Origin of the sequence: Bradyrhizobium sp. ma5, from assembly GCF_042258955.1 — a bacterium.
GTDB lineage: Bacteria > Pseudomonadota > Alphaproteobacteria > Rhizobiales > Xanthobacteraceae > Bradyrhizobium.
In genome coordinates this window covers 4,818,309-4,836,731 of sequence record NZ_CP170156.1, presented here as the reverse complement: position 1 = coordinate 4,836,731, position 18,423 = coordinate 4,818,309, and the positions used below count along the sequence as shown (strand labels likewise).

The following is an 18,423-nucleotide window of genomic DNA, read 5'->3' as shown; positions in this document are numbered from 1 at the left end:
TTAGCCATTGTCGGGTGAGGGGCCGGTCGGCAGCTCGAACAGGCCGAGATGGAATTCGTCGGAGTCGGGGCCGGCGTCGGGCTTCTTGACGAGGGTGAAGGAAGCCTCCGGGAATTGCTCCCAGACCTTCAGGTCGTCAGCCGTCACCGTCAGCCAGCCGAACCGGAACATGTAGCGGCCCGGCTCCGTGACGCGTCCAGCCTTTTGCCATGTGACCTTGTCGACCACTGAGCAGGTTTCCGTGAGTGCACGTCCTCCGTACCCAATGATGCGCCAAGGCGCGCGCCGACGCAATTCTCCTGCTGCGCCCCGGAGCCCGGCGTCCGGGGTCGCTCGAAATCGGTTAGGTCCTTCGCCGCCGGATTACTCATTCCGCGGCGACGATGCGTTCAACCCAAAAACAGCGACGCAAATGCGGAGGGCCGCCGCTCCACAACCTTCGGCTTCTGCTCGACCGGCGGATGCAGCGCCGGCAATTGCAGCACGCTGACGCGTTGTCCCTCGACCAGCTGGGTCACCAGCACATGGCTGCCGTCGGGGAATTCGACCGCGTCATGATGGCGATCGGGAACGTCGGGCTCAACCTCGTTGAACACGCCGACGCGGAAATTCATCGTCTTGGTCCAGATCCAGCGGCTGTCGTAGCGAACGTTCTCGGCGAAAGCGAGCTCGGTGCCCGGCAGCATGCAGACCGCGACAGTCGGATCGTTCTCCGAAGCAAAGCCGCGGGTCGACGTGCCGCGGAAAGTCGTGGTGATCAGCGTCTCTCCAACAATGGCGGGGCGCGACGCCACGGCGTGCAGACTATAGTCACACATCGGATGGCTCCTCTATTCGAGGTAGCGACCCGTGCCTCTCCTTGAGGCATAGGGCCTCTACCAGAGTGGACGATAGCGAACGAGTGTCTCCTCGTTTCTAGGCGATTGTACGACTGCTCGACGAAACGCCCCGATCACAAACACGCGACGCTGCGTGAGAGGTATCGGAGCGCATCGGGCAGGCCGCACGTTACGCTATCTTTCAAGGAACGATCCGATGTGTTGCTCGTTCCCTGCCGCCATCAGTATTTGCGATAGAGGCCGATCAGCTTGCCCTGGATGCGGACCCGGTTCGGCGGCAGGATGCGCACTTCATAGGCGGTATTGGCCGGCTCCAGCGCGATCGATGCACCGCGGCGGCGGAAGCGCTTCAGGGTGGCTTCCTCCTCGTCGATCAGCGCCACCACGATGTCGCCGGTGTTGGCGACGTCGTTGCGCTGGATCAGCGCCATGTCGCCGTCGAGGATGCCGGCATCGACCATCGAGTCGCCGCGCACTTCCAGCGCATAGTGCTCACCGGCGCCGAGCATGTCGGGCGGCACGCTGATGGTGTGGCTGCGGGTCTGCAGCGCCTCGATCGGCGTACCGGCGGCGATCCGGCCCATCACCGGGACCGCGACCGGACGGTTGCCGTCGTCCTCGGCGATCGGCGGCGAGCTGCTGCGCTTGCCAAGGGTGCCTTCGATGACGCTCGGGGTAAAGCCGCGGCGGCCGTTGCCGCTGCCGGCCGAGAGCTCGGGCAGCTTGATGACCTCGATGGCGCGGGCGCGGTTGGGCAGGCGGCGAATGAAGCCGCGCTCCTCAAGCGCAGTGATCAGGCGGTGGATTCCGGACTTCGAGCGCAGATCGAGCGCATCCTTCATCTCGTCGAACGAGGGCGGTACGCCGGCCTCCTTCAGACGTTCATTGATGAAACGCAGTAGTTCGTACTGTTTGCGCGTGAGCATCTCGAGTATTCCCCCGGTTGGTAGCGTCGTTCGATTCCGAGACTCTTCAGGTGGGCCTGCAGGCGGGGCCTGACCTCAGGAGCGCGGTGCTCGGTACAAGCGCTTCCTGGATGGTCTCCCGTTTGTAGACACCAGTACTCGAAACAAATCATGAACGGACACTATATGTTCGATATGTGTTCCGCAACCACTTAATTTCCGGTGAACGTAACGGGCAAGCGCTCAAGCGATGCCGTCTGCGCCGTCACTCGGGCAGTGTCAGGATCTCGCATTCGCTGCCTTTGCCGGCGGCAGGCGCAAACGGCGGACGCACGAGAAGTGCCCGTGCCGCAGCGAGATTCCCGAGCAGGGACGAGTCCTGCTGCATGACAGGCGTTGCGATCAGCGTGCCGTCGTCGCGCGCCTCGAGGCGTGCGCGCAGATAGTCCTCGCGCTGGTCGTTGGCGGCGAGGTCGCGGCCGAGCAATGCGCTGGCGCGGGCATGATGGACAGTCTTTTGGCCGCTCAGCGCCCGAATCAACGGCACCAGAAACAGGAAGGCACAGACATAGGAGGACACCGGATTGCCGGGCAGGCCGATCACTCGCATCGCCCCTAACCGGCCATGCATCATCGGTTTGCCGGGCCGCATCGCGATCCGCCAGAACGCCATCTTGACGCCCTCGGCCTCCAGCGACTGCTTGACCAGGTCGTGGTCGCCGACCGAGGCGCCGCCGGTCGTGATCAGGATGTCGGCGCCGGTCTCGCGCGCCCGGCGGATGCCGGCGGTGGTGGCTTCCACCGTGTCGGCGGCAACCCCGAGATCGACGGTGTCGGCGCCTTCGGCGCGCGCCAGTGCCCGCAGCGCGTAACCGTTGGAATAGACGATCTGGCCGGGACCGGGCTCCGAGCCCGGCATCACCAGTTCGTCGCCGGTCGCCAGCACCGCGACCTTCGGGCGGCGGTGCACCGCGAGCTCCGGATAGTTCATGGCGGCTGCCAGCGACAGCGCGCGGTCGGAGAGGCGGCTGCCGGCGGCGAGCAGCACGTCGCCCTCACGGAAGTCGACGCCGGCCGGGCGGATGTGCCGCCCGGCGGCAGCCAGCTCGGTGATCGTGATGTGGTCGCCGTCGACGGCGGTGTCTTCCTGGATGATGACGGCGTCGGCGCCATGGGGGACCACGCCGCCGGTGAAGATCCGAACCGCTTCGCCCGGGCCTACCGTCCGCTCGAACGGCCGGCCGGCGGCGACTTCGCCGATCACCTTGAGCCGGGCCTTCAGATCACCAGCGTCGGCCGCGCGCACGGCATAGCCGTCCATCGCCGACATCGGCTGCGGCGGCTGGGTGCGCCGCGCGGCGAGGTCGCGCGCCAGGGTGCGATGGTAGGCGGCATCGAGCGCGACCATCTCCTCCGGCAGCGGGTCGGCGCCGGCAAGGACGGCGGACAGGGCATCGGCAACCGGCATCAGGGCCACGCTCAGAGCTCCTCAATTCCTAATTACATACCAAGTGCGGTCAGAGCCCTTGCCACGTCATCCGTCGATGTCACGTGGATGGCATGAAGGCCGCGCGCCCGCGCGCCGTCGATATTGGCGGCCAGATCGTCGAAGAACAGGATCCGCGACGCCGGCACGCCGATGGCTTTTACCACATGATCGTAGGCCTCGGCGTCGGGTTTCCGGTGGCCGATCGTCGAGGACAGGAAGACCGTTCGGAAATGGCCGAGCAACTCGGTATGGACGGCTGAGAAATGCGCGACATGGGCCGGATTGGTGTTGGAGAAGGCGTACAGCGGCATCCGCTTCGCGGCGGTCGCGAGCAAGGGGGCAATCCCCGGCATCTCGCCGGTGAAGATCGCATTCCAGCCTTCGAGAAACTGCGCGTCGGTGATGTCGATACCGAGCGTCCGGCGCAGGTTTGCGAAGAACGCCGCGTCGTCGATCCGGCCGATCTCGTGATGCTTGAAGCTGTCGTCGACCACAAAGCGCGCGGCGAGATCGGCCGGCGCGCAGCCGGAATGCTGCGCCCAGTGCGCCATCACCTTCTCGAAGTCGATGTCGAGCACGACGCGGCCGATATCGAACAGCAGCACGTCGACGGAATCGGGGGAGAGTTGCGAGGTCATTGCGTGAAACCCTGTACGAAAATTGCGGGCGGGCGGCAATGTCCTCGATTTGTGCGGCAGGCATGCGACGCAGGCTATGCTTCCGTCCCTGCGAAGGCGGGGACCCATACTCCGCGGCGGGTGTTGTCGAAGGGACGCCTCGTACCCACTTCGCCTAACCATGACCATTCGTGGTTATGGGTCCCCGCCTTCGCAAGGGGAGCGATGATGATCGTTCGCGATTCAAGTTGTCACGTCACGCGGTGTCAGTTGTGGTGGGGACGCAGCCCTACAATCTCTCGACATGAATCGTCTGAGCTTTGCTTCTCGTTTCGCCGCTTGAAAGCAGAGGGCACAGGAAAGCCGGGTGCCGCCATGGGCCACTCACATCCTGGAAAGCGCCAGGCCGAGGTAGGCGATCAGCGCGCCGGTGCTGAGAATGACGACGACGAGCGCCTGTTCCGAACGTGCTTGCAGAGTTTTTCGGCTCACGGCGATGACGCTCCATCCTTCAAAATCATACGGTCCAACTCACGTCGGCTGATATCCGTTCCGGTTCCTGGCCGGGAACTTTCATCGATGTCAGCTTCGCGGGCGCGCTCGGTCTCCTCTCGTTGCAGGCCAGAAACGCACAACGCCGCCCGCATTGAAATACGACGGGCGGCGCTGGTTCTAGCCCCAGGAGGAATGGCAAAATCCTGACGTTATGGATACGGGCGAGAGAGCAATAGGGTTCAGTCTAAGGCTCCGTACGATTCCGGTACTCCGAAGGAGCAAAGGAAACTGTCGGGGCGAGGTCTACGATGGTGTGACCAAGTTGTACTGGCCTCAGCGTGTACCCCCTCGCTGGGGCCCTTTCTTGAGGCCGTCGATTCCGCGGCGCCGCGGGGCAGGGCACAGCGAGATTCATTTGGCGGCCTTGCACGGACGAGCGCGCTCTCGAAGCGCCGCGACGGCGTCAACCAACGGCAAGACGGAAACGGCCCCGGCGCGCTCGCGGAGGCTTATGGTGCCTTGTTGCGCCTCACGCTGCCCGACGACCGCCACGACTGGAATACTCGCCTCATGCGCGGCAACGATCCGTCGCGACAGCGTGTCGGCGCCGGCGAACAGAACGCCTCTGATGCCGGCAGCTTCGAGCGCATCGAGAACCTTGACCGCGTAATCGGAATGATCACGCGAGATCGGCGCGACGGCGACCTGGTCCGGAGACAGCCAGAACGGTAGCGCGCCGGCATGATGTTCAAGCAGCATCGCGATGACGCGACCGATTGAACCGAACACGGCATGGTGGATCATCACCGGGATCGCGCGATCGCCGTCCGGTCCGACGTAGGACGCGTCGAGACGGCCCGGCAGAACGCTGTCGAGCTGAACCGTTCCGCATTGCCAGGACCGGCCCAGCCGATCGCGGAGCGCAAACTCCAGCTTAGGCCCATAGAAGGCGCCTTCGCCGGGCTGGATCTCGTACGACAGCCCGCACTGGCGCGCGGCCGCGGCAAGGCTCGCTTCCGCCCAATCCCATAATTCGTCCGAACCGGCGCGCGCGGCAGGCCGGGTGGAGAGCGACACCTCAGGCTCGGGGAAGCCGAACTCGGCATAGACTTCCGACAGCAGCGCGACGAAGCGGGCGACTTCACTTGGCACGTCCTGTTCGCGGCAGAACACATGGGCGTCGTCCTGCTCGAAGCCGCGCGTGCGCATCAATCCGTGCAGGGAGCCGGACGGCTCATCGCGGTGGCAGATGCCGAACTCGGCGTAGCGCAGCGGCAGGTCGCGCCAGGAGCGCAGGCCCTTGTTGAAGATCTGGACGTGGCAGGGACACGACATCGGCTTGAGCGCTATTGCGCGCTCGCCGTCGGCGAAGCCGAACATGTGCGCACCGAATTTTTCCCAATGGCCGCTTCGAATCCACAACTCGCGGGGCAGTAGCTGGGGCGTTCGAACCTCGGCATAGCCCAACCGGCGCATCTTGTGGCGGATGTAGTCCTCCAGCACCCGATAAAGCGTGTTGCCGCGCGGATGCCAGAACACCATCCCCGGCGCATCCTCCTGGATGTGCCAAAGATCGAGACGCGTTCCGAGGCTTCTGTGATCGAGATCGTCCATAGCTTGCTCTCCTGATTGGAAGCAGCGCGGACGAGTTTGCGCATGAAAAAAGCCCCGTCCGTCGCCGGCGGGGCCTTGTCTGGTTGTGCAGTCCGTTACCGCATACGACCAGGAGACGACCCGCCAAGGCTGGTCGTCGCGGTGGTCGAAGACATGGAACAGATGTTGCGCATGTCGCTATTCTGGATTGTCTGTCCCATCTCGTCAACCTGCCCGTAACACGAGAACGGCTGTGGGGCAGCGTTAGTCACGCGGCGATGCGGGCTCACGGTTCGCCCAGATCGTTCTGCGTCAGGATGCCCTGGCGCAGCGCGAGGCGGACCAGCTCGATGTCCGTGCCGACGCCGAGCTTGTCCTTGATCATGGAATGCAGGTTCGCGACCGTCTTGGGGCTGAGATGCAGCGCCTCGGCGATCTCGTCGGTGGTCTTCTCCGCAAGCAGCATGCGCAGCACCTCGAATTCCCGCGCGGTCAGCAGATCCGCTGCTGCGCTCTCGCCGGCGAGGTGGCTGAGCGCGAGCTCGTGGTCGATGTCCGGACTGATCGCGATCTTGCCCGACAGCGCGTCCATCACCGCGTGCACCAGCGTCTCCGGCGGGCTCGTCTTGGTGACATAGCCGCTCGCGCCGGCGCGGATCGCCTGCACGGCAAAAGCTGCGTTCTGGTGCATGGTGAATACAAGGATCTTTGCGCGCTTGTCCCACTGCCTGAGGCGCCGGATGGCCTCGATGCCGCCGATGCCGGGCATCGAGAGGTCCATGATGACGAGGTCGGGTCCGGTCTCCTTGTAGAGGCGGTAGGCCTCGACGCCATCGGAGGCTTCGGCGACGACGGCGAGGCCCGGCTGCTTCTGCAGCATCGCCCGGTAGCCTTCACGAACGACGGCGTGGTCGTCGACCAGCATGATGGTTCGCGCCGTATTGCTCATGCAGCGCGTTCCACGAATGTGGCCTCTCGACCGACCGCGACGGGAACGCTGACACGGAGCGAAGCGCCGTTGGACTGTCCGGTCTCGAAGCTCAGCCGCCCGCCGAGCGCGGCGACGCGCTCGCGCATGCCGAGCAGGCCCATGCCGGACTTCACCTGAGGATCGCCCTGGGGATCGCCGGGCCTGCCGTCATCGTCGATCGCGAGCACGATTTCGCTGCCGCCGCCGTCTGACGCCGTCTCGCGCATCTCAAGCCGCAGCGTGACGCGCGTAGCGCCGGCGTGCTTGGCCGCGTTGGTGAGCGCCTCCTGCACGATGCGGTAGAGGTTGGCGCCGGTGGAGGCGGGGATGTGCTCGAACGATCCCGCTATGGCGATCTCGAACCGCTGACGTCCCCGGCTGCGGCCGTTCCAGCCGGCGATCAGGCCCTCCAGGCTGGCCGCTAGGCCGAGTTCGTCGACATCGGGCGGGCGCAACCTGAAGAGGGCGCCGCGCAACGTCTCCATCATGTCGGTCGCGGTGCGCGCGATGCCGTCGCATTCGGCGAGCAAAGGCGGGCAATCCTGGACCGCGGTCAGACGCGCCGAGGCAGCAAGCGCGCGGATCGCGGCCAGCGATTGCCCGAACTCGTCATGCAGCTCGCGCGCAAGATGCCGACGCTCCTCGTCCTGCACCACGATCAGTTTCTGGGTCAGCGCGTTGCGGTCGGACAGCGCGGTGGCGAGGCGTTCGGCGAGATGGTTGAAGACGTCGCCGATCGCCGACAATTCGGCGAGGTCGAACGGCGGCAGCCGCGCGGCGAGGTCGCCTGCGGCGATCCGCTCGAGCCCGTCGCGGATCAGCCGCGTCGGACGCAGCGCACGCGCCAGCGCCGCATAAACCAGCGCACAGAGCAGCGGCAGCGCGAGCATCAGCACCGCCATCAGCCGGCCGGCGTCGTGCCAGGCTTCCGCCGTCAGCACCGCCGGATCGACCCAAACCGCGGCCTCGCCGATCGCCTGGCCGCGCGCAATCACCGGGCGCACGGTCTCCCGGCCGGGATCGAACAGGCGGCGATAGAGCGCCGCGAAGGCCTGCGGCGGCGCGGCCGTATCGGTCTGCGTGCCGCCGCAGAAGCGCTGGCTGATCTCGCCGCTATTGCTGCGAAACGCGAGGCACAGGCCGGGCGCCATGACCGAGGCGGCCACGCTGTCGAGATCGGGGAAATCGGAGCGCGGATTGTTCAGCCACTGGATCTTGCTCTGCTGCAGCTCCAGCGTCCTGGCGGCGACATCGGCAACGGCCGCGATTCTGGCGCGCACCGAGCGGTCGGCCTCGATCAGGAAGTAGCCGGAGATCGCAGCAAAGCAGAGCATCGACACCGCGGCCACACGCAACGTCAGCCGCAGCTTCAGATCGCTTCCGGACCAATTCCACATCGGCGTATCCTCAGAGGTCGCAGACGGCCTTCGGCGCGTGGTTGCGGGCAGGACCGTCATGCCCATTAAACGGCAGAATGGAAGTGTCGAGAAGCACTGCCTTGGGCGCGGACCTCGGTCGTGAAATTTTCCCGGCGGCGGCCGGGAGGCGTTCCGCTGCGGCGCGGCGGCCTGCCGGCCTAGGTTGCGATCGAACCGACCGCATCAGCACCTGAAAGGCCTCGATCATGCGCCAGTCCCGCCTCGTCTTGCACGCCCTCGCGTTGATCGGCCTTCTGGCCGGATATTGTCCGCTGCGCGCCGAGACCGGTGCCGCTGCGGCTTCCCCGCTTGGCGTCAACATCGATGATTTCAGCTATGTCGACACCTCGGGCGAGGTGATCGATCAGACCGCCACCCATCAGAAGCGGCTGGATGCGTTCATGGCCGCGCTGCGCGCCGATATTGCCGCGGAGCCGCGCTATCGCCTGGTGCCGTCAGCGGCGCCCGCAGGCGAGGCCCGGATCAAGGTGGTCGGCGGCGTGCAGAAGATGAGCACGCTGGTGCAGTGGGCCAAGGTGGCCGTCATCGATGTCGGCGCGAGCCGTGTGCTCTACGAAAAGCTCTACACGTTCCGCGGCGACAATGACGAGGCCTGGGACCATGCGCGGATGTTCGTGTCGCGCGAGGTGCGCGCCGTTCTTGCGGCTGCGCTGCCGACGGCGCCGACCGCCGCCGTGGCGCCTATCGGGCTCGCCGTGTTCGAGTTCGAGCTCGAGGACAATTCCGCGGCACCGTCATCCGGCCTTGCCGGCTCCGATGCTGCCATTTTGGCCGATGTCACCCAAGGCGTCCGCGACCGGCTTGCGCAATCGGGCCGCTACCGCCTGGTCGATACCGCCGGCGCAATGGCCGAGCCCGCCAAGGTGCGGGCGCTGCGCGACTGCGACGGTTGCGAGGCGGCGATCGCGCAGAAGCTCGGTGCCGATCAATCGCTGATCGGCGTGATCAGGCGGGTCAGCCGGACCGAATACACGGTCGGCTTCCAGGTGCGCGACTCCCGCAGCGGCGCGGTCGTGTCGCGCGGCGACAGCGGCTTGCGGATGGGCGCCGATTATTCCTGGACCCGCGGCGCGGTTCACTTGGTCGGCGACCGCCTGCTCGCGGGTGAGGCGCAGTAGTAGCGATCCGGACCATCGCAAAGCGCGATAGCTGATAGACACATCATCTTCTATCGCCGGGCCTGTGTGTGGGCTATCACCGCCATCCGATCACCGCACAGGAGCCGCCGATGCGTTTGCCCGCCGTCCTTTTCGCGCTCTCGCTCGCTGCAAGCCCCGTGGCGGCCGAAGAGCCGTCGGGCACGCTGCAGAAGATCAAGGAGACCAGGAAGGTCACGCTCGGCTTTCAGGAGGCCTCCGTTCCCTTCAGTTATCTCGACGACAATCAGCGGCCGATCGGCTTCGCGCTCGATATCTGCCTCAAGATCGTCGATGCCGTGAAGAAGGAGCTTGGCATGCCCGACATAGCGGTCGACTATTTGCCGGTGACCTCGTCGAACCGAATCCCGCTGATGGTCAACGGCACGATCGACCTGCATTGCTCGGCGACCACCAACAGCGCCGAGCGCCAGAAGCAGGTGACCTTCACCAACTCTCACTTCCTGAGCGCGACGCGATTTGCCGCCAAAAAGTCCGCCGGCATCAACACCATCGACGACCTCAAGGGCAAGTCGGTCACCGCCGTTGCAGGCTCGGTGAACCTCACGCAGCTCGTCAAGGTCAACACCGAACGCAAGCTCGGCATCAACGTTCTGCCGGCCAAGGACCAGGCCGAGGCGTTTTTGATGCTGGAGACCGATCGCGCCCAAGCCTATGCACTCGACGACGTCCAGCTTGCGGTGGCGATTGCGAGATCCAAGCAGCCTTCGCTCTACATGATCAGCGAGGAGGCGTTCTCGAAGGCCGAACCGTTCGGGATCATGCTGCGCCGGGAGGACGCGCCGTTCAAGGCGCTCGCCGACCGCGCGACGGCCGAGCTCTACAAGAGCCCGGAGATCGAGGTCATGTACAAGAAGTGGCTGGAGCAGCCGACCCCGCCGAACGGCATCAACTACAACGTCCCGATCTCGCCGGCGCTGCGCAATGCGTTCGCTCATCCGAGCTCGAGTTTTGATCCTGATGTGTACGAGGTTGCGAAGTAGCGCAGTTGCCGTGGCCCGCATGGCGATGCGATATGCGGGGTGTCAATCGTGGGGGCTGACGGAGCGACCCCGGATGTCGCTTCGCTCATCCGGGCTATGCCGAGGCAATAGTGCAACCGGAAAAGAGATCACCGCGCCAGGCCGTCAATCTTTGGAACGGCTTTTCGCGCGCGCGGCCAAAAACGAAATAGCGTCTCATATACATCGGCGGGTTTTCTCCTAATCTTGCACCAGTTTTGACTGCTGATCAGGAGCCTGCGCCGGTGACCACGCCACCTCTCTCTCGACGTTCTGCGCTCGGCGTTCTTGCCGGAAGTCTGGTTGCGAGCGGCGTTCGCGCAGAGGGCGGGGCGGGCGCGGGTCCCGATCTCGGCGGCGTCACGTTGCGGGTGGCGTATTACAAAGGCGGCTGGCGTCCGCTGCTGCAGGCCGCCGGCGAGGACAAGACGCCCTACAGGATCGAATGGAAGGAGCTCAACAACGGCGTGCTCCACATCGAGGCACTGAACGGCGATGCGCTCGACGTCGGTTCGGGCAGTGAGATTCCGGCGATGTTCGCCGCGCGCCAGAACGCCAAGGTGCGCTTCATCGCTGTCACCCATGAGGATCTCAACATCCAGGTCACGGTGGCGGCAAAAGATGCGCCGATCCATTCGATCGCCGATCTCAAGGGCAAGCGCGTCGGCTATGTGCGCGCGACCACGGCGCACTACTTCCTCGCCAAGCAGCTCGAGGAAGCCGGGCTTGCATTCGGCGATATCGAGGCCATCAATCTGACGCCGTCGGACGGCTACTCGGCGTTCGCCTCCGGCAAGCTCGATGCCTGGGCGATCTACGGCTACAACGGACAGCTCGCCATCGCCAAGCAGGGCGCGCGGCTGCTCAAGACCGGCGTCGGCTATCTCTCCGGCAACTTCCCGATCTACGCCAATCCGAAGGCGGTCGACGATCCGCTGCGCCACGCGGCCGTGAGCGATCTGTTGCTGCGCATCCAGCGCGCCTATGCGTTCGCCAACAAGAATTTTCCTCTCTATGCGGCGGCGCAGGTGGCCGAAACCCATCTGCCATTGCAGGACATTCTCGACCAGTTCGCCCGCCGCAGCGACGACTTCTCGCTCGCCGGCGTGAGCCCTGACGTGCCGGAGACCCACCAGAAGGTCGCCGACACCTTCCTCAAGCTCGGCGTGCTCGACGCGCGCGCGGAGGTCGGAAAATTCTGGGATACGAGCTTCAACGACGCGATCGCCGCGGGCGCAGCAAAGCTCGCGCGGAGTTGACGGCCGTCGTGAGGATGTAGCCCATATGGGCTAGGTGATCGACGGGCAGGTTCCCGGAGATCGCGGCATTCTTCATCGCAAAACAGACGAGAAAGTTCCAGCGCGATCGCCGCCGGCTTGTGCCGTGCTGCCATGCAGGCCGGAAAGCTTGCGGGCCGCGCCAGGTCCGTACCATGATGGTGGGCGGTTCGAATGCGGGTCTGGTCAACGGGCCGGGCACGGCCTCCGAGGGGCCGGGCCAGTTTTGTTTGCAGCGGATGATTGTCGCTCATGCTGATTGTTGCCCGGAGCCGAAATTGAATCACGACACGTTGGCCAAGCTCACCGTCACCATCATCGTCCTGGTCGCGCTGCTGGTCTGGCGCGTCGCCGACCAGAAGAAGGCGATCGCATGCGGGCTGGACTGCCCGACCGACCTGTCGGCGAACCGGAAGCCCGCTCAATAGGAACAGCCCATTGATCGATGCCGCCTCGGAGGTGCGTGCCGCGCGCCTCTATCGGCCGTCGCGCGGCGCGTATATCGTTGGCGGCAAACACAAGATCGGTCCCGCGTGCCGGGTAACGACGTGAGGTGAGGAAGCGATGTCCGATATGCTGCTGTTTTCGCCGATGACCATCCGCGGCGTCACGCTGAAGAACCGCATCGTGGTGCCGCCGATGCATCAGTATTCTGCCGAAAAGGGCTTTCCGACCGACTGGCACCTGATGAATGCCGGCAAGTTCGCCGCCGGCGGCGCCGGCCTCGTGATCGTCGAATCGACCAAGGTCGAGCGTCGCGGTTGCGGGACGATCGGCGATCTCGGCATCTGGGACGACAAGTTCATCGCGCCGCTCAGCCGGCTCGTCAGTTTCATCAAGCAGCAGAACGCGGTGGCCGGCATCCAGCTCGGCCATTCCGGCCGCAAGGCGCGCGCAAGCCGCCCCTGGGAGGGTGACCGTCCACTCGAACGCAGCGCCGCAATCGAGGACTGGGACGCCTGGACCCCGGTGGCGCCGAGCGCGATCGCCCATAGCGAGCGTTGGCCGGTGCCGCGCGCGCTGGAAACGCATGAGGTGAAGGATCTCGTCGCGGCCTGGGGGCAGGCGGCGCGGCGCGCGCACGAGGCCGGGTTCGAGGTGCTGGAGCTGCACGGCGCCCATGGCTATCTCGTGCACGAATTCCTCTCCGCGCGCTCCAACCAGCGCAGCGATGAATATGGCGGCTCGGAAGCTAACCGGATGCGCTTCCTGATCGAGGTGACCGAGGCGGTGCGCGCGCACTGGCCGGATCACAAGCCGCTGTTCGTGCGGCTGTCGGTCGAGGACAATGCCGGCTGGGGTCCGGAGCAGAGCGCGCGGCTGGCGGCGATCCTGAAGGGGAAGGGCGTCGACGTGATCGACTGCTCGTCGGGGGGAATCAGCGAGATGGCGCCGATCCTGGGCAAGGAGATCAAATACAACTATCAGGTGCCGCTGGCGGAATATGTGCGCCGGCATGCCGATATCATGACCATGGCGGTCGGCCTGATCATCCATGGTGACCAGGCCGAGCAAATCCTGCGCAATAAACAAGCAGATTTGATCGCGGTCGGCCGGGAGATCCTCAATAACCCGAACTGGCCGATGGATGCCGCGCTAAAACTCGGGGTTGAAGGGCCATTTCGCAATGTTCCTCCGCAGTTTGGCTATTGGCTGGGTACCCGGGCCAAGCGCGGATTCGGGACTCGGCCATCGACCTGGCAGAACGGGTTGCGGGAGGCTGGGCCAGAGACCGACCGGGAGCTGACTTGAGGCCGGCTTTGGGGTGACTAAATGCTGATTTGGGGCTGACCAGGGCATCGTGACAGGACCGTAATGGTCCAGTGACGTGGCGGCCTTGATCCGACCAAAAAGCCGTTGTGTGGTGCCCCCGTCGGGGTGGGGCAGGCGAACGTTGCGGAACGTTGCCGGCCGATACGAAAAAGGATCGCGGATAATGCGCAAACATGTTGGCTTCTTCCTCGGGACGGTTGCGGGAGCGTGTCTCACCCTGCTCGTGGCCTCGCCGCAGGGGGCGCATCTGTTCGCCGTCGCCAATGCCGCCGCGCATGCCGACAACACCTATTCGCAGCTCAATCTGTTCGGCGAGGTGTTCGAGAAGATCAAGACCGACTACGTCGAGAAGCCCGAGGACTCCAAGCTCGTCGAAGGGGCGATCAACGGCATGATCTCCTCGCTCGATCCGCACTCCCGCTACATGAACGAGAAGGGCTGGGCGGAGATGCAGGAGACCACGCATGGCGAGTTCGGCGGGCTCGGCATCGAGGTCACGATGGAGGACGGCTTCGTCAAGGTGGTGGCGCCGATCGACGACACGCCGGCTTCGCGCGCCGGCATCATGTCGGGCGACGTGATCACCTCTATCGACGATGAGCAGATTCAGGGCCTGACGCTCGACCAGGCCGTCAACAAGATGAAGGGTGCGCCCAACAGCTCGATCCGGCTGAAGCTCATCCGCAAGGACGCCGACAAGCCGATCGAGGTCTCGATCACCCGCGAGATCATCCGCGTCCGCCCGGTGAAGTATCACGTCGAGGGCGGCGACATCGGCTACATCAGGATCACCTCGTTCAACGAGCAGACCACCGAGGGCCTGCGCAAGGCGATCGGCGAGATCCAGAAGCAGGTCCCGCAGGACAAGCTCGACGGTTATGTCGTCGACCTCCGCAACAACCCGGGCGGCCTGCTCGACCAGGCGGTCTCGGTCACCTCGACGCTGATGCAGCGCGGCGAGGTGGTTTCGACCCGCGGCCGCAATCCGGAAGAGACCCAGCGCTTCACCGCCCATGGCGGCGACATGACCAAGGGCAAGCCGCTGGTGGTGCTGATCAATGGTGGCTCGGCCTCGGCCTCCGAAATCGTCGCCGGCGCGCTGCACGACCACAAGCGCGCGACCCTGATCGGCACCCGCTCGTTCGGCAAGGGATCGGTGCAGACCATCATTCCGCTCGGCGCCGGCAATGGCGCGCTGGCGCTGACCACGGCGCGCTATTTCACCCCGTCGGGCCATTCGATCCAGGCGCTTGGCATCAAGCCCGACATCGAGGTGCTGCAGGACGTGCCGGACGAGTTCAAGACCCGCTCCGAGATCAAGGGCGAGGCCTCGATGCGCGGCCACCTCGCGGCCGAAGGCGGCGAGCAGACCGGTTCGCAATCCTACGTGCCGCCGGACGAGAAGAACGACAAGGCGCTGGCCGCGGCGTTCAACCAGCTGCGCGGCGTCACCGTGAACGCCGACGCCAAGAACGCGGACACCAAGGCCGCGCAGAAGCGGCCGGTGCCGAACTAGGCGCCGTCGTTTTCCGGTCGAAGCCGCTCGCTGCGGCAAGGTCCATGGACCTTGCCGGCTGGATCCGACCCGACACCTTGCGCGTCAATTGGGTACTGCGCGTCCGTGATCTTGCGCGATCTCGGTGGCCTGGTAGGCGAGATTTTGCCAGCGGCCGCCGAGCCACACCCAAACGGACAGAAATCGCGCTTGATAATCGAACGAAGCCGGACCGTTGCGGCCTGACGCCAGCCAGCGGCCGACGACGACCGCCGTGTCCTGGTACAGCCGGATGTCAAGTTCGTCGACGCGCGCGGCTTCCCAATGGCGCGTTCCGCTTCGGTACGAGGCGAGCACGTCCGCTTTGGTCTCGATCGCCCCGCCGGGTTGCACGATGACGTAGTCCGGGTGGATCAATCGATCGATCACATCCAGGTCGAGCGTCAGGTGCGCCGCGGCAAGTGCGTGCTCCGCAGCGGCAACCGCATCGAGGTCGGTGTTCGACGGAGCCAAGCGCGGGGGTCTCCTGATCAGGCGGTCACGCCGCGCCGGCGACGGGTTTGCGCCGGCGCGTGGCGGTCGGACCCGCAGCGGGGCCGCGGCGATGCCCGGCCAGGAGCTCGCGGATCTGGGCGGCCGGCTTCGGCGGGCTGAACAGATAGCCCTGCATTTCCGAACAGCCGAGCTCGCGCAGCAATTGCTGCTGCTGTGCGGTCTCAACGCCTTCCGCCGTCGTGGTCATGCTGCGCTCGGCGGCGATATTGACGACGGCCTCGACGATGCCGGCCGAACCTTGCGGATCGGCGATATCGGTGACGAAGCAGCGGTCGATCTTGATCTTGTCGAACGGAAAGCGCTTCAGATAGCTCAGCGACGAATAGCCGGTGCCGAAATCGTCAAGCGCGATCCTGATGCCGATGGCGCGAAGCTGGTGCAGCGCGGCCAGCGCCGTCTCGTCGTCGCGGATCAGCACGGCCTCGGTGATCTCGAGCTCCAGCCGGCCCGCCGACAGGCCTGATGCCGCCAGCGCGCCGATCACCTTGAGCGCCAGCGTGCCGGTCCGGAACTGGACCGGCGAGACGTTGACCGCGAGCTTGACGTGATCGGGCCAGTTCACGGCTTCCTTGCAGGCCGTCATCAGCACCCATTCGCCGAGCTGGTTGATCAGGCCGGTCTCCTCGGCGATCGGCACGAAGTCAGCCGGCGAGATCATGCCGCGCACCGGATGGCGCCAGCGCACCAGCGCCTCGCAGCCGGTGATCTCGTTGCTGCGCAGGTCGACGCAGGGCTGGTAATACACTTCGAGCCCGCTGCCCGCGGCGATGGTCTGCCGCAGCTCCACCTCGAGCTCGCGGCGGGCGCGGGCATCGGCGTCCATCGCCGGTTCGAAGAAACGCGCGACGCGCCGGCCGGCTGACTTCGCCGCATACATCGCAAGGTCGGCGTTCTTCATGATCTGGTCGAGATCGGTGCCATCCCTCGGCGCCAGCGCAATGCCGATGCTGGCGTCGGTCGTGACCTGGTGGCCGAGGCATTGATAGGGCGAACGGATCACCTCGTAGATGCGTGCAACGAGGTCGGTGACCTCGATGTCGTTCTTCACGCCAGTCTGCACGATCGCGAATTCGTCGCCGCCGAGCCGGGCGACGAAATCGCCGTCGCCGATCACGCCGCTCAGCGTCCGCGCAACGGACTTGAGCAGCTCATCGCCGACCATGTGACCGAGCGAGTCGTTGACGCCCTTGAATTCGTCGATGTCGATATAGAGCACCGCGAGCTGGCTGTCGGGGGCGACATGCGGCAGCTCGCGCTTGATCTCCTCGTGGAACAGCGCGCGGTTCGGCAGGTCGGTGAGCGCATCATAGTGGGCAAGATGCGTGATGCGCTCCTCGGCGCGGCGGCGTTCGGTGACGTCCTCGTGGGTCGCAAGCCAGCCGCCATCGGCCAGCGGCTCGTTGACGACCTGGATCGAGCGCCCGTCGGGCGTCGCGATCACCATGGTGTTGCGAATGCCGACGTCGCGCAGCACGAGGTTGACGTAGCGCTCGACGTCGCCCTGGAATGAACCGGTCAGGTGGCGATGCACGATGACGTCGCGGAAGCTGCAGCCAGGCCGGATGATGTCGGCGGACAATCCGTACATCTCGATATAGCGCTTGTTGCAGATCACCAGCCTCTGCGCGGCATCGAACAGCAACAGCCCCTGCGTCATGTTGTTGACTGCGGTGTCAAGCCGGAGCTTCTCCAGCGTCAGGCGCTGCTGCTGGGTTCGGTGCTGCTGCAACAGCTTGCGCACCACCAGCGTCAGCAGGATCGCGATCGCCAGCACCGATGCTGAGGTCACCGCGATCAGCATGCCGATCTGCTCGCGCCAGTTGGCGAGTGCCGCTTCCGTAGTGGTCGTGGCGACGACGACGATCGGGAATTTGGTGAGCGCCCGCGACGACACCAGGCGGTCCTTGCCATCGACCGGGCTGGTCATGCGCGAGGTGCTCTCGGGCTGCTCGAACACCTGCTGCTGATTGGCCGGACCGGTGCGGAAATTCTTCCCGATCATCTCCTCGACATGGGGATAGCGCGCCAGCAGCGTGCCGTCGCGATGGTGCATCGAGATCGCGGCGCCTTCGCCGAGCGCAACGGTCGAGAAGAATTTCTCGAAGGTCGCCGGCTCGATGCCGCGCCCGACCACGCCAAGGAACTCGCCATGCGGGCCCGTGACCTTGCGGACGATCGCGGTGGTCCAGTTTCCGCTGACGCGGCTGACCACCGGCGCGACCATCATGTCGGGCGAGTAGGGGCTGGATTTGAAGATGTTGAAGTAGTCGCGATCGGCGATCGAGGCCTGCGGCAGCGGCCAGGCGCCCGAGCTGTTGATCAGCGCGCCGTCGGCGTCGAACACGTTGAGGCTGCCGACATTGGACAGCGCGTCCATCTTGGACTTGAGCATCGCATGGATGTCGGCGGCGGACATCCGGCGCTTGTAGTTCTCAGGCGTCGCGATCCCGTTGTCGCGCATGAATGCGATCAGGTCGCGCTGGACCACCTCGAGGTCGTCGAGCTGCTGGTCGAAATGCCGCGCCAGCAGCAGCACGGTGTTTTCGAGCTCGCGCTCGCTGTTGTGCAGGGCGCGCTCGCGGAAATTCTCCGCCATCAGGGTGGCGCCGATCGCGATCGCGGCCATCAGCACCGCGCCGCCAAGGATCAGCCAGCGGATCGGACCGCTGCCGATCACTGAGGTGACGTTGAACGAGGCGCTGCCGTTTTGCTTCATCTGACGCTATCGCTTCCAGGCGTTTCACCCGGAAGTAGCTTTCACGCACCTCCGGCCCGCGAAAGTCGTATCCAAACGAAGTGGAGCGCCGGTTAGCGAGAT

16 protein-coding genes are annotated in these 18,423 nt (G+C 65.3%); 6 read left to right on the top strand and 10 right to left on the bottom strand.

The features are described 5' to 3' along the window. The 8 genes from ACE103_RS22410 to ACE103_RS22375 form a co-directional block, all read right to left on the bottom strand. Positions 1 to 228: a hypothetical protein gene (locus ACE103_RS22410; RefSeq protein WP_097676285.1), complete on the bottom strand. Its 228-nt coding sequence runs from the start codon at positions 226 to 228 to the stop codon at positions 1 to 3. A 161-nt stretch (positions 229 to 389) separates the two neighbouring features. Continuing rightward, positions 390 to 818 (bottom strand): hypothetical protein, encoded by a 429-nt coding sequence (locus tag ACE103_RS22405; protein ID WP_074130078.1) that lies wholly within the window; start codon positions 816 to 818, stop codon positions 390 to 392. 242 nt (positions 819 to 1,060) lie between these two features. After that, a complete protein-coding gene (gene lexA, locus ACE103_RS22400; RefSeq protein ID WP_375774931.1) occupies positions 1,061 to 1,765 on the bottom strand; it encodes a transcriptional repressor LexA in 705 nt (234 codons plus the stop codon). Between the two features lie 244 nt (positions 1,766 to 2,009). Beyond that, a complete protein-coding gene (gene glp, locus ACE103_RS22395) occupies positions 2,010 to 3,221 on the bottom strand; it encodes a gephyrin-like molybdotransferase Glp (protein WP_375774930.1) in 1,212 nt (403 codons plus the stop codon). A 23-nt stretch (positions 3,222 to 3,244) separates the two neighbouring features. After that, positions 3,245 to 3,871, bottom strand: coding sequence for an HAD family hydrolase (locus tag ACE103_RS22390; protein WP_375774929.1), 627 nt, complete (start codon positions 3,869 to 3,871; stop codon positions 3,245 to 3,247). 885 nt (positions 3,872 to 4,756) lie between these two features. Further along, positions 4,757 to 5,959 (bottom strand): threonine--tRNA ligase, encoded by a 1,203-nt coding sequence (gene thrS, locus ACE103_RS22385; RefSeq protein ID WP_375774928.1) that lies wholly within the window; start codon positions 5,957 to 5,959, stop codon positions 4,757 to 4,759. Between the two features lie 265 nt (positions 5,960 to 6,224). Further along, positions 6,225 to 6,887: a response regulator gene (locus ACE103_RS22380; protein ID WP_375774927.1), complete on the bottom strand. Its 663-nt coding sequence runs from the start codon at positions 6,885 to 6,887 to the stop codon at positions 6,225 to 6,227. Next, positions 6,884 to 8,305: a histidine kinase gene (locus tag ACE103_RS22375; RefSeq protein ID WP_375774926.1), complete on the bottom strand. Its 1,422-nt coding sequence runs from the start codon at positions 8,303 to 8,305 to the stop codon at positions 6,884 to 6,886. The genes ACE103_RS22380 and ACE103_RS22375 overlap by 4 nt, the downstream gene beginning before the upstream one ends. A gap of 227 nt (positions 8,306 to 8,532) precedes the next feature. Here ACE103_RS22375 and ACE103_RS22370 point away from each other — a divergent pair, with 227 nt between their 5' ends. The 6 genes from ACE103_RS22370 (at position 8,533) to ACE103_RS22345 (ending at position 15,071) form a co-directional block, all read left to right on the top strand. Then, on the top strand, positions 8,533 to 9,465 hold the full coding sequence (locus ACE103_RS22370; protein ID WP_375774925.1) for a DUF2380 domain-containing protein: 933 nt from the start codon (positions 8,533 to 8,535) through the stop codon (positions 9,463 to 9,465). Positions 9,466 to 9,575: 110 nt separating this feature from the next. After that, the gene (locus ACE103_RS22365) at positions 9,576 to 10,487 is read left to right on the top strand and encodes an amino acid ABC transporter substrate-binding protein (RefSeq protein WP_223967302.1); all 912 of its coding nucleotides are present in this window, start codon (positions 9,576 to 9,578) and stop codon (positions 10,485 to 10,487) included. A gap of 263 nt (positions 10,488 to 10,750) precedes the next feature. Continuing rightward, the gene (locus ACE103_RS22360; protein ID WP_375774924.1) at positions 10,751 to 11,764 is read left to right on the top strand and encodes an ABC transporter substrate-binding protein; all 1,014 of its coding nucleotides are present in this window, start codon (positions 10,751 to 10,753) and stop codon (positions 11,762 to 11,764) included. A 173-nt stretch (positions 11,765 to 11,937) separates the two neighbouring features. After that, on the top strand, positions 11,938 to 12,210 hold the full coding sequence (locus ACE103_RS22355) for a hypothetical protein (protein WP_375774923.1): 273 nt from the start codon (positions 11,938 to 11,940) through the stop codon (positions 12,208 to 12,210). Positions 12,211 to 12,346: 136 nt separating this feature from the next. Next, positions 12,347 to 13,534 carry an NADH:flavin oxidoreductase/NADH oxidase gene (locus tag ACE103_RS22350; protein ID WP_375774922.1) on the top strand — a complete coding sequence of 396 codons (1,188 nt, stop codon included), beginning with the start codon at positions 12,347 to 12,349 and terminating at the stop codon, positions 13,532 to 13,534. Positions 13,535 to 13,718: 184 nt separating this feature from the next. After that, on the top strand, positions 13,719 to 15,071 hold the full coding sequence (locus ACE103_RS22345; RefSeq protein WP_375774921.1) for a S41 family peptidase: 1,353 nt from the start codon (positions 13,719 to 13,721) through the stop codon (positions 15,069 to 15,071). An 84-nt stretch (positions 15,072 to 15,155) separates the two neighbouring features. Here the strand turns inward: ACE103_RS22345 and ACE103_RS22340 are convergent, their stop codons facing one another. After that, a complete protein-coding gene (locus ACE103_RS22340) occupies positions 15,156 to 15,563 on the bottom strand; it encodes a nuclear transport factor 2 family protein (protein ID WP_375774920.1) in 408 nt (135 codons plus the stop codon). A gap of 25 nt (positions 15,564 to 15,588) precedes the next feature. Continuing rightward, positions 15,589 to 18,321 carry an EAL domain-containing protein gene (locus ACE103_RS22335; protein WP_375774919.1) on the bottom strand — a complete coding sequence of 911 codons (2,733 nt, stop codon included), beginning with the start codon at positions 18,319 to 18,321 and terminating at the stop codon, positions 15,589 to 15,591. Positions 18,322 to 18,423 lie beyond the last annotated feature (102 nt).

Bases quoted from the DNA above. Each gene is read 5' to 3' on its own strand.
- ACE103_RS22365 (WP_223967302.1), top strand. From the start codon at position 9,576: ATGCGTTTGCCCGCCGTCCTTTTCGCGCTCTCGCTCGCTGCAAGCCCC.
- ACE103_RS22335 (WP_375774919.1), bottom strand. From the start codon at position 18,321: ATGAAGCAAAACGGCAGCGCCTCGTTCAACGTCACCTCAGTGATCGGC.
- ACE103_RS22375 (WP_375774926.1), bottom strand. From the start codon at position 8,305: ATGTGGAATTGGTCCGGAAGCGATCTGAAGCTGCGGCTGACGTTGCGT.
- ACE103_RS22350 (WP_375774922.1), top strand. From the start codon at position 12,347: ATGTCCGATATGCTGCTGTTTTCGCCGATGACCATCCGCGGCGTCACG.
- ACE103_RS22405 (WP_074130078.1), bottom strand. From the start codon at position 818: ATGTGTGACTATAGTCTGCACGCCGTGGCGTCGCGCCCCGCCATTGTT.
- ACE103_RS22380 (WP_375774927.1), bottom strand. From the start codon at position 6,887: ATGAGCAATACGGCGCGAACCATCATGCTGGTCGACGACCACGCCGTC.
- thrS (WP_375774928.1), bottom strand. From the start codon at position 5,959: ATGGACGATCTCGATCACAGAAGCCTCGGAACGCGTCTCGATCTTTGG.
- lexA (WP_375774931.1), bottom strand. From the start codon at position 1,765: ATGCTCACGCGCAAACAGTACGAACTACTGCGTTTCATCAATGAACGT.
- ACE103_RS22355 (WP_375774923.1), top strand. From the start codon at position 11,938: ATGATGGTGGGCGGTTCGAATGCGGGTCTGGTCAACGGGCCGGGCACG.
- ACE103_RS22345 (WP_375774921.1), top strand. From the start codon at position 13,719: ATGCGCAAACATGTTGGCTTCTTCCTCGGGACGGTTGCGGGAGCGTGT.
- ACE103_RS22370 (WP_375774925.1), top strand. From the start codon at position 8,533: ATGCGCCAGTCCCGCCTCGTCTTGCACGCCCTCGCGTTGATCGGCCTT.
- ACE103_RS22390 (WP_375774929.1), bottom strand. From the start codon at position 3,871: ATGACCTCGCAACTCTCCCCCGATTCCGTCGACGTGCTGCTGTTCGAT.